Origin of the sequence: Pedobacter gandavensis, from assembly GCF_032678465.1 — a bacterium.
GTDB classification, from domain to species: domain Bacteria; phylum Bacteroidota; class Bacteroidia; order Sphingobacteriales; family Sphingobacteriaceae; genus Pedobacter; species Pedobacter gandavensis_B.
Window position 1 is genome coordinate 122287 of sequence record NZ_JAVTSK010000012.1, and the last position, 12423, is coordinate 134709.

Genomic DNA, 12423 nt, shown 5'->3' on the forward strand with positions numbered 1-12423 from the left:
GCAGTTCAAATAAAACCATAAATTACCTCGATAATTATTCCCTCATTTGAAATGACCACTTTTAAATTACTCTTCATTTTTCTGTTTTCTTCTTCTTTTCTTTATGCACAGGAAGCTGATCAAACTGCTTCAGGTCTATTTGTTCAGGATGAACTCAAATTGCTGGGCAGTGATTTTAGTTTTACAGAAGGATGCTCCCCAGACAAAGAAGGTAACGTATTTTTTACCGATCAGCCAAATGATAAAATATGGAAGTATGGTGTAGATGGAAAACTGTCGGTATTTCTGAAATCATCAGGCAGAGCCAATGGTACCTATTTCGATTCCAAAGGAAATCTTGTGGTGTGTGCCGATGCAAATGGTGAATTATGGTCGATTAGTACTAAGGGGAAAGTAAAGGTATTACTGGCAGATTTTGAAGGGAAGCAATTTAATGGTCCTAACGACCTTTGGATCAGCAGTAACGGAGCGATTTATTTTACGGATCCATATTATAAGCGCGATTACTGGACCCGAACCGCTAATGATATGGGGAGTAACGATGTATATTATCTTCCTAAAGGAGCAAAGCAGGCAAGACGGGTTGCAGATGGAATGCTCAGACCAAATGGAATTGTTGGTACCGCCGATGGCCGGATTTTATATGTGGCCGATATCGCTGCCAGGAAAACCTACCAGTATTCAATTGAAAAAAACGGAGAGCTGAGCGGAAAGAAATTACTGATGGAATATGGTTCTGATGGAATGACGCTGGACGAAAAAGGAAATATTTATCTGACTTCCGCCTCTGGCATTCTGATCTTTAATCCCCAGGGACAAAATATTGGCCAGATTAAAGTCCCGCATCAACCTACCAATCTTTGTTTCTCAGGAAAAGATAAGAACATCCTTTTTATTACCGCGCGACAGGCAATTTATAAGCTACCAATGAACGTAAAGGGAATAGAATGATAAACAAACGTTTGCGCAATGAAATTAAGTTGCCAATCCTATAATTACTTTAACTTAGGTTGTAGGAAATCAGTTTTATGAATCTATTCAGTCTTTTCAATATTCAAAGTAAATCAATGCTTTTAACCAGCATGTTTTTATTTTCAGTATCCATTACAAATGCTCAAAATTCAAAAATAAATGAAAGAATGCTGGTTAATTCCGCACTTCATTTAGACGGTAATGATAACAATCCGGCGATTGGAATGCCCATTATCTCCAAAAACTGGACTTTAGAAGCCTGGGTTAAGGGGGATGATCTGAATTGGAAACCTATAGAAGCAATCATTAGTGCCGGAGAATACGGACATCTCAGCAATATAGATAGTCTTCCCTTAATGATTAAAGATGGCCGGCTTTTCAACAACATGGCCAATTTAAGTAGTCCAATGAAACTGGATAACCAATGGCATCATATTGCCGCTACTTGCAATGGAAAGCAGACCCGGCTTTTTCTGGACGGGGAAGAGGTAGGCAATGCCGCAGTTGTCAGCTCAATTTTACCTGGAGTAATTGGTACTTCAATGTCGAGTTCCCAGAGCTTTGGAGGTGATATTGATGAAGTCCGAATCTGGGATAAAGCCCTTAGCGGTGCTACAATTAAAGCCTGGATGGGAAAATCCATCGATAGGAAGCATCCTGATTTTAATCGTTTAAAGGCTTATTACACTTTTGATCAAATGCAGCATAACGTAGTGCTCAATCTGGTTGGAAAAGGCCATCTACCTTACCACCTAAGAAATGGTAAGATAAATTATAAAGGAAATATTCCGACTGCAGTTTTAGTAAAAAATACAAATCCAGGATTTCAAGGAGCTGATCATCCGCAACAGGTTTTTAATGCGGTAACCATTCAGAGCGAATGGAATGTAGATCAGGATGCAAAAGACGATCAGGTTTTGAAACTTAGGATCGTGCTGAATGGGAGTAAAAGCCCGCTGAAGTTAACCTCGTTAACACTCGATTTATCCAAAACAACCAGACTAAAAGATATTTCTAACGTACATCTTTACTATACGGGTGCTTCCCCGAGAACTACGGAAAAGAAAGAACTGTTTGGAACAGGAACAATGGCTCAACAAAAAATTCAGTTCAAAGGAGCCCCTGGAAAACTGAGCTCCACTAACAAGCATGGTCATGAAGCACCAGAGTTAAAGGAAGGAGTGAATTATTTTCTATTGACTTTTGATGTGGCCAAAGATGCCATTCCAGGGGATACCTTACATGCAAGTCTCCCGGTTTTTGCTTTAAATGGTAAAAATTACTATCCTGAAATTCAAGAGGATCAGGTGTATAAAACGGTTACTCAAAATTCAGGCAATGATCCTAATGTTTTAAAATTGCTGCAATGGAATATATGGCATGGTGGATTACATACTGATCAGGGAACAGATCGTGTTCAGGAACTGATCAAACAAACCAATGCAGATGTACTGAGCATGCAGGAGGCCTATGGTTCACAGCAGCTGCTCGCTGATGCTTTGGATTTTCATCTGCAAACACCTTCCGCAAATGCGAATCTGGCTTTGTTTAGCCGATACCCAATGATACAACATCCATCTAATGATCATTTTAAATCGAATGTAGCAACGATCGAACTTCCCAATAAAAGGAAGGTCTTACTGGCCGATTGGTGGTTACGCTATGCTTACAAATACGAATATACAGATCATTACGTCAATCCAGGGTTTAATACCAATGATTGGATCGAAGAAGACCTGAGCTTAAATACGGCTGATGCCATCAAGAACATGGATAAGGATATTGATCCGGTGATGGCCAGTGCCAATATGCCAGTCATTGTTGCTGGTGACTTTAATTCTGGAAGCCATCTGGACTGGACCTTAAGGGCAGCTCCACTTCATTATGGCTATGGTCCGGTAGCATTGCCAACTTCGAAATTGATGATGGACAGAGGATATAAAGATAGTTTTCGTGAATTGCAACCCAATGAACTTAGCCACCAGGGTGGGACATTTGCGGTTATTTTCGGACATCTGCAAACTTCCAGAATCGATTTTGTCTATTATAAAGGAGAAGGGATACAAGCCAAATCGTCCAGAATCATTCGGACTGCGCCCGATATAGATGACATCTGGGTTTCGGATCATGCGGCGGTGTTGACCGTGTTTGATACTTCAACCAAAAAATAGCTGCATGCTGTCGCAGCTTTTTCAGGCTACGTTAAAACTGTCCCTATTTTTAATGAATTTAACGATAAAATTGCCCGGTTTTGTATGAGACAACTATAATATCCAGTGATTACTTAAGAAAATTATACCTTTAAAACCTAATATCGATAAATAACCACAAAACGAAACATGAAGAAAACATTCTTGACGCTACTCGTATGTATGGCTTTAGCCGGACACTCAGAGGCCCAGGTAAAAAAAACATCAGCAAAGCATACTTTCGCCATTGCCGATGGAAATTTCCTTTTGGATGGAAAAGCCGTCCAAATCCATAGCGGGGAAATGCATTATGCCCGAATCCCAAAACCTTATTGGCGTCATCGTTTAAAGATGATGAAAGCAATGGGCTTAAATGCCGTAGCTACTTATGTGTTTTGGAATTACCATGAAACTGCTCCGGGAGTATGGGATTTCAAATCCGGAAACAAAGACATTGCAGAATATATTAAAATCGCTCAGGAAGAGGGGCTTTTAGTGATCCTTAGACCAGGTCCATATGTTTGTGCAGAATGGGAATTTGGCGGATACCCATGGTTCCTGGAAAAGACTCCTGGAATGGTGATCCGTGGCAATAACCCGCAATACCTTGCCGCAACAAAAGCTTATTTTACCCAACTTTATGCACAGGTGAAAAATCTGTTGGTCAGCAATGGTGGGCCAATCGTCATGGTTCAGGGAGAAAATGAGTTTGGATCTTATGTAGCACAACGTAAAGACATTGCTTTAGAAGACCATAAAAAGTACAGCTCAGCCGTATTTCAACAATTAAAAGATGTAGGTTTCAACGTGCCTTTCTTTACTTCAGACGGCAGCTGGTTATTTGAAGGTGGTGCATTGCCGGGTGCTTTGCCAACCGCAAATGGGGAAGGTGATGTCACTAAGCTGAAGGATATTGTCAACAAATTTCATGATGGCAAAGGACCTTATATGGTTGCTGAATTTTACCCTGGCTGGTTAGACCACTGGGCAGAGCCATTTCCGAAAGTGAAAACAGAAAGCACTGTAAAACAGACTCAAAAATACCTGGATGGTAATGTTTCCTTTAACTATTATATGGTGCATGGGGGGACAAATTTTGGCTTTACTTCTGGTGCTAACTACGATAATAAACACGACATTCAGCCGGATCTTACCAGCTATGACTACGATGCGCCAATTAGCGAAGCGGGATGGGCTACAGAAAAGTATAATGCATTGCGTGAATTATTGAAAAAACCGGAAACGCCAGCTGTTCCGGCAAAAACACCAGTAATTGCAATTCCTGAAATTATATTGAGTGAAGCAGTAGACCTGGAAGATTTTAAAGATAAAATCAGCCCGGTAAGCGCAGACAATCCATTAACTTTTGAAGAATTAAATCAGGGACATGGTTATGTCTGGTATAGCAGAAAATTCAATCAACCGATCAGTGGCAAACTTGAATTGAAAGGCTTAAGAGATTACGCCCTGATTTATGTAAACGGTGTAAAAGTAGCCGAACTGAATAGCTATTACAAAAAGTACGATTGCGATATCGACATTCCATTCAATGCCACTTTAGACATTGTAGTGGAGAATATGGGGAGAATCAATTACGGTGCTAAAATTGTAAACAGCACAAAAGGCATCATTTCACCACTGCTGATCAATGGCGAGACCATTACAGGGAACTGGGATATGTACAAATTACCGATGGATGTAGCACCTAATTTAGCGGCTGCTAAGAATTCTGCTACTGCCGGAAAGCCTGCCATCTATCAGGGGACGTTCAACCTGACTAAAACGGGAGATACGTTTTTGGATATGCGTGATTTTGGTAAAGGTATTGTATTTGTGAATGGCATCAATATCGGTCGCTACTGGAGTGTTGGCCCACAACAAACCTTGTATTTACCAGGTTGCTGGTTGAAAGCAGGGAAGAATGACATTGTGATCTTTGAACAAAAGAACGAAGTGATGCAGAAAAGCGTTAAATCAATTGAAACGCCAATTCTGGAAGATTTAAAACCAGAAAACGGTCTTCCAAAATAAAAAAGACCTATTAAATTATAAAACCCGGTAGCAGTTTATTGCTCACCGGGTTTTTTTGTATATCATATATTTATTGTAGGCAGATGTAAGCTCAATTACTGTAGGCAGACTTCTCGAACTTTTTTATCATTTTGGTTCCAAGTTTCTGAACAAGTATGTTCAGTTGGTCATGACGGCCAGTAGAAGTGCAGAAATAATAATAAGCAAGAGCGGCATCATCCAATGCACCCTGATGATTTGGTGCTAAGATTTGATCACAGTAGTGTACATATAGTTCGTTAAAAGCATTTTCTAATTTACTCTCAGGGTTTAAAATGAGGTAGCCTCTGGAATCTCTATAATTCATAGCCGCATTCAATTCAGTAATGAATTGATCGTACTTATGCGAAAAATCAAAATCTGTTTGGTTCATGTTTCTAAGGTTAAGGTTTCCATTGATTCCATAAAGCGCTGATTTATTGAGTGGTTTCGCTTTGGAATTACAATACAATATACTGAGATTATTTTATTTTGCCTAATAAATTTCAAATCGTTGTTTTCCTGCATTTACATGTACCTCAGGCTGGATCACCTTGCCAGATTGATAAACTTTTTTATCCTTTGATAAGGGGAAAGTAATGCGCGCACTGGAGTTTGCAGGAATATTTACTTCATAAATTACCTTTTGACCTGTTCTTTTCCAGGAAGATTTGATCTTACCATATGGACCATCATGTTCCGCTTCGAAATGATCCAGATCTGATACAAAGTTTGGGCGGAGCAGGATATGCTTAAAGCCTGGATTTTCTTCATCCAGATGAATCCCTCCAAGTCCTTTAAAGAACCAGGCGCCAATCTCTCCAAACATCATGTGGTTTAAAGAAATGTCTCTTGCCGCATGAATGTCCCAATTTTCATAAAGTGTAGTGGCCCCGTTCACCATCCACCATCCCCAGGATGGGTAGCTGTCCTGAGCCGCCAGTTTATAGGCTGTCTCTGCCTCTCCGTTATCGCTCAACGCATTTAAAATGGCTTTGGCACCAAGAACCCCAACATCTAAATGCATGCCAGCTGCAGCTACCTTTTTAGCCAGGTTTGCCGCCACTTTGGCTTTTAATCCAGCTTCAGGGATTAAATCCCATTGCAAGGCCATACTCAGCTCGGTCTGTGTACCTGTCGCATAAATGCCGGTTTGAGCGTTGAGATATTTATCGTTAATGGCATTTTTAATTTTCTGAGCCAATGCGCTATAATACTTTTCATCCGCTGATTTGCCAAACAAACGGGCTGCTTTGGCCAGAATCACTGCATCTACATAATAGTAAGTAGAAGAGGTGTATTCTAAAGAAGATTCAGATTTAACAGGCACCCAGTCGCCTCTTCCAAAAGTGGTTAATCCGGTCGGACTAATGCTTTCCAGGTGATCCACGTATTTTTTTATACTGGAATAGGATTCGGCAAGTGCCCGGCTATCTCCATAAAACAAATAAAGATTCCAGGGAATAATGGCAATCGTGCTGGTCCAATCCGTTCCGTTGGCAGTCCCATATCCCCAACCGCCGGTTGGAATAATATCGGGAAGTACGCCATTTGGTTGCTGTTCATCCCGGTGATCTGCCAGCCATTTTTCATATACAGTGATCCCATCGAAGTTGAATAAGCCGGTTTCAACAGCAAAATGACCATCGCCTGTCCAGCCATTCTTTTCACGCTGGGGACAATCAGTAGGGTAGCCCATCAGATTAGACAAGTAGGAGTTATTTGTGGCCCACCATAATCTATCAATCAATGGGTTTGAGGATTTGATTTTTCCTGTTGCTTCCACATCGCTGTGCATAAAGTAAGCCTTTATACTTTCTTTACTGAGTTGTATAGCTTTGCTGCTGGTTACTTCGACATATTGAAAGCCTTTGTAATTGAATTTCGCCATAAATTCTAAACTCCCTTTCCCTGATAAAGTGATGATGTCGGTTTGAAAAGGGTCCTTGTCATCTTTTGGACGATAGTAGACATCAATATTTGACAGGTCAACATGGCCGTTCGGATAGAGGCGCTCTCCATGTTTTAAACGGATGACCGTTCCTTCAGGACCATCAACTTTAATTTTTGTAACTCCGGAAATGTTCCTGCCCAAATCAAAAACATAGCTGGTGTCATTAAATTTCCTCATGGACTTCATCGAAATTTCTTCCACATTGCGAATGGGTACCATCGTCTGACTCAGGATCTGACCAGAAGGTGCTTTGCTCAGCCTCACCGCATTCCATTTCTGATCATCAAAATCGCTGGTATTCCAACCTTCTTGTTCCAATCGTGCGTCATAATGTTCCGCAGTATAGATGTTGCTTGATACAATAGGACCGGTGCTGGTTTTCCAGCTCTCATCAGAAGTAATTAATGCGGTCGTCCCATCCTCGTAAGTGATCTTTAAATTCAGACAAAACGCTGGCCTTGCTCTCCATGGCGCTTTGTCAAAGTTCCAGACGGCAAGGGCCTGATGATTATACCAGCCATTGCCAAGTAACACACCAACCGCATTTCCGCCTTTTTTAAGTTGGGCAGTTACATCATAGGAGACATACAGGTTTCTTTTATCAAACCGGGTATACATAGGGTCTAACCTATGATCACCCACTTTCTTACCGTTTAAATAAAGTTCATACAGTCCAGCTGCAGTAATATAAGCTCGCGCTTGTTTTATCGTTTTAGCGGAATTGAAAAAAGCTTTTCTAAAATAGGGTGCTTCTCCCTTATTGATGTCATTATTGTCGCTGATCCAGGCGCCTTTCCAATTCTCCATTTTCATCATCCCCGTTTCAAAATTGGCCACTGGTGTTACTGATGATCGTTTTTTATCCTTATCCCAAAGTTCAATCGTCCAGAAATAGCGGGTAAATGGGGATAGCGCTTTCCCTTTGTAATTGATCAGATTGCTGTCAAGACTTATTTTTCCGGAATCCCAAATGTTACCTTGTTTTTTAGTGATGGCCAAAGAATCAGTGCCCACAATAATCCGGTAAGCAGTTTGCCGGGCATTCTGTCGGGGGTCGTCCATCTTCCAGGAAAGCCTTGGACTTTCTGAATCAATACCAATTGGGTTGACTAAATGCTCACATTTTAAAGAGATGGGTTTAGCCGGACCCATGCTTGAAATTTGTCCAGATACCGGGAGGTTAATCATCAGTAATGCAGAGAAAGGGATCAGGTTTAATAAATAGCGCTTCATATTTATGAAGATATTTATTTTTCCCGATTAATGCGGATAAATACTTCATATCCGGGATTCAGGAAAGCGCAAACCTAAGTTAATTTAAAGTAAAGATGAAATCGGATTCAGCGCTATTGCCTACATAAAATTTCAGTGTGGTTTTGGGCGACTGGATCAACGGGGCAAATGGTCCAATCATGTCCGAAAATTGCATTTTTAAAACATCCATATCTGTGTCTTCAGTGACACGGATCAGCAGGTCACCACCACTGGATCTGATTTTCCATCCTGCAAATGCTTCCTCTTTCTGAAGCAATTTTTTCCATTCTTGCTGGTACTTACTCATGATTTTGTTTCCTCCTTAATTTTCATTCTGTGGTCTAATCCCCATTGGGCAATACTTTCTGTTAAAGGAAGCACACTCTTGCCATATTCGGTAATGGCATAGCTTACCCGGATTGGACGGGTCTCCATGGGCGTTCTGGATACCAGACCATTCAATTCCAGATCCTGCAGTTCTTTGGTTAACATTTTAGCAGAAATGTTTTCAATTTCCCGCTGGATTTTTTTAAAAGTATTCAGCTCATCAATCCTGCCATTTAAATACCGCATAATTCTGAGCCTCCATTTTCCGCCTAATACCTCAAAAGTATCCAATATGGCTAGTCTTTCCTGTTCACATGTGGCCTCGGTGGATATGCCTTTGTCATTTATTACAGCCATCATCTTTTTTTTAGAATTGAAGTATGGTTACCTCGGGTTAACCCATAGCAAAAATAAGCTTTTCAGGAATAGTTTTGTAGGTATTAAATGTATTCATATGAAAGCAATCATCTTAAAAGGATTCGGGGGGACCGAGAACTTTGAATTAAGGGAGCACATGGGACTTCCTGAAATCGGACCCGAAGAAGTTTTGGTAAAAATTATGGCCACAGCATTCAATCCAATTGACTACCAAATGAGGCAGGGAAGGTCTGAAAGTAAGCGATTACATTCTCCTGTTTTAGGGAGGGAGTTTTCTGGAACTGTGGTTCGTGTTGGTACCAAAGTACGATCGTTCCACACAGGAGATGCTGTGTTTTCAGCATCTGGAAGTATGGGGTCTAATGGCACTTATGCCGAATATATCGTAGTACCGGCAGCGATACTGACTATAAAACCAGTTCATCTGAGTTATCAGCAAGCTGCAGCCATTCCGGTTGTTTATTTAACAGCGTTGCAGATCGTCGATCGTTTAGGGATCAAGAGCTCAGACCGCATCCTGCTGACCGGCGCTGCCGGAGGGGTAGGTTTGGCATTAATTAAATTGCTAAATGCAAATGCTGATCACCATATCGTGGCGACTGCCGGAAATGTAAAAAGTAAGGCAGTGCTTCTGGAAGCGGGATTGGCAGACAGGCAAATTGTAGATTACCATCAGCCGGACTTGAAGAACCTGATCTTAGCGGAAAATGAAGGCGAAATGTTCGACTTTTGTATTGATCTGGTAGGAGGGGAAATGTCGGAACTATGTGCAAGCCTGATCCGTGTGAATGGTAGTTATGCAGATGTAACAGCATTGGGAACTTCAAAAGCGCTATCAGATTTTTTTGATAAAGGGGCAACAGTTTACCACATCTCAAATTATGCCTACGCACTTTTTAATCATTACAAATGGTATGGAGATCAGCTAGGCAGGATTGCAGGAATGTTAGAAAATCAGGAGATTACAGCTCCGCCATTATTGGTTTTCGATAGCTTTACCATTCAATCTGTCGCAGAGGCACATCAAATTCTGGAGGAAAACCGGACGAATGGAAAAAAAATAGTCATGAATATTTCAACAGCGTAATTTAATTAAATCTTGGTTTTTAGGAGCCTCAGCAGAATTTTAGCGTGTAATTAAAATCGTAAGACAAACAAACAAGACATAAAGTAAAATAAACTTTACTTTATGTCTTGTTTGTTTGATGTTATTCTCTTATGTTTAGAAAAAAAACGCTGTATGAAAACTTATCTATTGTTGCCCAGTAAATACAAGGTATTTGGCTGGATCCTATTCTCAATCACATTAAGTTTATATGTTTATTGCTTTCTCATTTATCCCAATGTTTATGATAAGTTGAATTTAGAAATCCCGGGATTTACTTCTCCTTACACCGATTATTTCCAATGGGCAAAAAACAACAACCTGACCATTTCTGTCCTGATAGTTGGTATATTAATTGGCTTATTAATGATTTGTTTTTCTAAGGAGAAAAATGAGGACGAATACATCTCTCTGATTAGATTAAGGTCCTGGCAATGGGCAGTGTTGACCTCTTACGGTATTCTAATATTCGCATGTCTGTTGGTTTATGGCCTTGAATTTATGGCTTTTGTACTTTACAATATGTTCACGATATTAATAATATTCATTATTAAGTTCTATTATAGTTTATTTAAGTTAAATAGGGAAAGGGGCTCAGATGAAAAATAACATACGTGTCCTGAGAGCAATCAAGCACATTACTCAGGCAGAACTTAGCGAAATGATCCAGGTATCCAGACAAACCATCAATACCATAGAATCCGGAAAGTATGTGCCTTCAACAGTATTGGCCTTAAAAATGGCCAGGGTATTTGCTGTCCCTGTGGAAGAAATCTTTGAGCTGGATCCGGAGGATTAATATTTAGTTCTTCATTCCCTAATGTAAATTTGGATAAGATCCCGACCTTTAGCAATTATGAAGGATTATATTTTTGAAATTCAGTTGAAAGTAAGAGATTATGAATGTGACCTGCAGGGGGTGGTGAACAATGCGGTGTACCAGAACTACCTGGAACATGCCAGACACGAATACCTGTTGTCTAAAGACAAGTCCTTCAAAGAACTAACTGATCAGGGACTTCTGTTAATGGTTTCCAGAATTGAGATGGATTTTAAAAGGTCACTGAGCAGTAAGGATGTCTTTTCAGTACAGCTTAGAACGGAACGTCAGGGCATAAAATTAGTGTTCTTCCAGGATATTGTCCGCGTTGAAGATCAGGCTTTATGTCTCAGGGCCAAAGTAGAGGTGATTGCAAAAGTAGATGGCAAACTGAGTAGAGGAGAAGTTTTTGATACACTGGGGATATAGAACTGGGTCTGAATTTAGTGATTAATTTTAACTACTTTAGGATTTAGGGAATTGTCCTGGCCACATTTAAAACCTAAATCCCACCAGTGTTTCATTTGTTCCGGGTCAAAGATCAGGGAATTGGAAGTCAGCGCATCCAGGGGATGATAAAAATTGAGTTTTACTTTCTTGTTCAGCCCTTCCAATTTCCCGATAGTCAGGTCATCCAGGCCAATCTGATTGAGCATAAAACCAAAAATCCGGTAAGTTAAGTCGAGCGCATTATGGATGGCCGGTGTTTGTTGGAGACTTCGGTCTGATTTTAAAACGATCACATCAATATCTGTAGCTCCCCTCTGTATCGCTTCATAGATCGGAATCAAGTCGCCCATTCCTCCATCAGCATAATCATCACCATTTTTACTGACCAGACTCATGAATGGAACAAGGGAAGTAGAAGCCCAGATCCAATCACAATAATCCTCGTAGCTACAGTCTTTTGCCAGCTTATATTCGACAGTCATTTTACTCAGATTGGAGACCGTAACAATGACATCCCGATCAGCACTCAGTATCCTTTTATAATCTTCCGCACTGATGGTTTTTTTGATCAGATCCCTGAGGTTTTTACTCTCCCCAAAAGTCATTCTCTTTTTGAGGAACATTTTTAATACCCCAAAATGGTTGATACTGGTCTTAAAGAACCCATCCTTCTTATTGATGATAAAGGGATCTATGTTGAAGATCTGGTCCTGGGTAACTGAGGTAAATACCTTTTTTAGTTTATCGATTTCTCCTATGGAAAGCAAAGGAACGAGTAAACTACCGGTAGAACTACCGATAAAAATCTGATAATCATTTTTACATACTTTAATCAGGTATTCAGCAAGGCCGCCTGCAAAAGCGCCCTTACTGCCACCTCCGGAAATTACCAATGCCTTTACTGCCATATATTCTGAGGGTTAAT

The 12423-nt window shown here is 40.5% G+C and carries 12 protein-coding genes; 7 read left to right on the plus strand and 5 right to left on the minus strand.

Going from position 1 to position 12423, the window contains the following annotated elements:
• Nucleotides 1–51: 51 nt before the first annotated feature.
• The 3 genes from R2Q94_RS19395 to R2Q94_RS19405 all read left to right on the plus strand — a co-directional run bounded on the left by R2Q94_RS19395 (nucleotide 52) and on the right by R2Q94_RS19405 (nucleotide 5192).
• Nucleotides 52–951 (plus strand): SMP-30/gluconolactonase/LRE family protein, encoded by a 900-nt coding sequence (locus R2Q94_RS19395; protein WP_316823139.1) that lies wholly within the window; start codon nucleotides 52–54, stop codon nucleotides 949–951.
• Between the two features lie 188 nt (nucleotides 952–1139).
• Nucleotides 1140–3143: a BNR-repeat neuraminidase N-terminal domain-containing protein gene (locus tag R2Q94_RS19400; protein ID WP_316823140.1), complete on the plus strand. Its 2004-nt coding sequence runs from the start codon at nucleotides 1140–1142 to the stop codon at nucleotides 3141–3143.
• A 168-nt stretch (nucleotides 3144–3311) separates the two neighbouring features.
• Entirely contained in the window at nucleotides 3312–5192 is a 1881-nt protein-coding gene (locus R2Q94_RS19405) for a beta-galactosidase (RefSeq protein WP_316823141.1), read from the plus strand.
• Nucleotides 5193–5283: 91 nt separating this feature from the next.
• Here R2Q94_RS19405 and R2Q94_RS19410 read toward each other — a convergent pair whose 3' ends face one another.
• The 4 genes from R2Q94_RS19410 to R2Q94_RS19425 form a co-directional block, all read right to left on the minus strand.
• Nucleotides 5284–5604 (minus strand): hypothetical protein, encoded by a 321-nt coding sequence (locus R2Q94_RS19410; RefSeq protein ID WP_316823142.1) that lies wholly within the window; start codon nucleotides 5602–5604, stop codon nucleotides 5284–5286.
• A gap of 102 nt (nucleotides 5605–5706) precedes the next feature.
• On the minus strand, nucleotides 5707–8397 hold the full coding sequence (locus tag R2Q94_RS19415) for a glycoside hydrolase family 78 protein (RefSeq protein WP_316823143.1): 2691 nt from the start codon (nucleotides 8395–8397) through the stop codon (nucleotides 5707–5709).
• A gap of 79 nt (nucleotides 8398–8476) precedes the next feature.
• On the minus strand, nucleotides 8477–8725 hold the full coding sequence (locus R2Q94_RS19420) for a hypothetical protein (protein WP_316823144.1): 249 nt from the start codon (nucleotides 8723–8725) through the stop codon (nucleotides 8477–8479).
• A complete protein-coding gene (locus R2Q94_RS19425; protein WP_316823145.1) occupies nucleotides 8722–9105 on the minus strand; it encodes a helix-turn-helix domain-containing protein in 384 nt (127 codons plus the stop codon). The genes R2Q94_RS19420 and R2Q94_RS19425 overlap by 4 nt, the downstream gene beginning before the upstream one ends.
• Nucleotides 9106–9199: 94 nt before the next feature.
• Between R2Q94_RS19425 and R2Q94_RS19430 the strand changes: the two genes are divergently transcribed.
• The 4 genes from R2Q94_RS19430 to R2Q94_RS19445 all read left to right on the plus strand — a co-directional run bounded on the left by R2Q94_RS19430 (nucleotide 9200) and on the right by R2Q94_RS19445 (nucleotide 11477).
• Entirely contained in the window at nucleotides 9200–10210 is a 1011-nt protein-coding gene (locus R2Q94_RS19430; protein ID WP_316823146.1) for an NADP-dependent oxidoreductase, read from the plus strand.
• Between the two features lie 153 nt (nucleotides 10211–10363).
• Nucleotides 10364–10837: a hypothetical protein gene (locus R2Q94_RS19435; RefSeq protein WP_316823147.1), complete on the plus strand. Its 474-nt coding sequence runs from the start codon at nucleotides 10364–10366 to the stop codon at nucleotides 10835–10837.
• Nucleotides 10827–11027, plus strand: coding sequence for a helix-turn-helix transcriptional regulator (locus R2Q94_RS19440; protein ID WP_316823148.1), 201 nt, complete (start codon nucleotides 10827–10829; stop codon nucleotides 11025–11027). Before R2Q94_RS19435 ends, R2Q94_RS19440 begins: the two co-directional genes overlap by 11 nt.
• A gap of 57 nt (nucleotides 11028–11084) precedes the next feature.
• On the plus strand, nucleotides 11085–11477 hold the full coding sequence (locus tag R2Q94_RS19445; RefSeq protein ID WP_316823149.1) for an acyl-CoA thioesterase: 393 nt from the start codon (nucleotides 11085–11087) through the stop codon (nucleotides 11475–11477).
• A 14-nt stretch (nucleotides 11478–11491) separates the two neighbouring features.
• Here the strand turns inward: R2Q94_RS19445 and R2Q94_RS19450 are convergent, their stop codons facing one another.
• Nucleotides 11492–12406 carry a patatin family protein gene (locus R2Q94_RS19450; protein ID WP_316823150.1) on the minus strand — a complete coding sequence of 305 codons (915 nt, stop codon included), beginning with the start codon at nucleotides 12404–12406 and terminating at the stop codon, nucleotides 11492–11494.
• Nucleotides 12407–12423: the final 17 nt, after the last annotated feature.

Coding starts and splice junctions, on each gene's coding strand:
- R2Q94_RS19395 (WP_316823139.1), top strand. CDS start 52: ATGACCACTTTTAAATTACTCTTCATTTTTCTGTTTTCTTCTTCTTTT.
- R2Q94_RS19400 (WP_316823140.1), top strand. CDS start 1,140: ATGCTGGTTAATTCCGCACTTCATTTAGACGGTAATGATAACAATCCG.
- R2Q94_RS19405 (WP_316823141.1), top strand. CDS start 3,312: ATGAAGAAAACATTCTTGACGCTACTCGTATGTATGGCTTTAGCCGGA.
- R2Q94_RS19410 (WP_316823142.1), bottom strand. CDS start 5,604: ATGAACCAAACAGATTTTGATTTTTCGCATAAGTACGATCAATTCATT.
- R2Q94_RS19415 (WP_316823143.1), bottom strand. CDS start 8,397: ATGAAGCGCTATTTATTAAACCTGATCCCTTTCTCTGCATTACTGATG.
- R2Q94_RS19420 (WP_316823144.1), bottom strand. CDS start 8,725: ATGAGTAAGTACCAGCAAGAATGGAAAAAATTGCTTCAGAAAGAGGAA.
- R2Q94_RS19425 (WP_316823145.1), bottom strand. CDS start 9,105: ATGATGGCTGTAATAAATGACAAAGGCATATCCACCGAGGCCACATGT.
- R2Q94_RS19430 (WP_316823146.1), top strand. CDS start 9,200: ATGAAAGCAATCATCTTAAAAGGATTCGGGGGGACCGAGAACTTTGAA.
- R2Q94_RS19435 (WP_316823147.1), top strand. CDS start 10,364: ATGAAAACTTATCTATTGTTGCCCAGTAAATACAAGGTATTTGGCTGG.
- R2Q94_RS19440 (WP_316823148.1), top strand. CDS start 10,827: ATGAAAAATAACATACGTGTCCTGAGAGCAATCAAGCACATTACTCAG.
- R2Q94_RS19445 (WP_316823149.1), top strand. CDS start 11,085: ATGAAGGATTATATTTTTGAAATTCAGTTGAAAGTAAGAGATTATGAA.
- R2Q94_RS19450 (WP_316823150.1), bottom strand. CDS start 12,406: ATGGCAGTAAAGGCATTGGTAATTTCCGGAGGTGGCAGTAAGGGCGCT.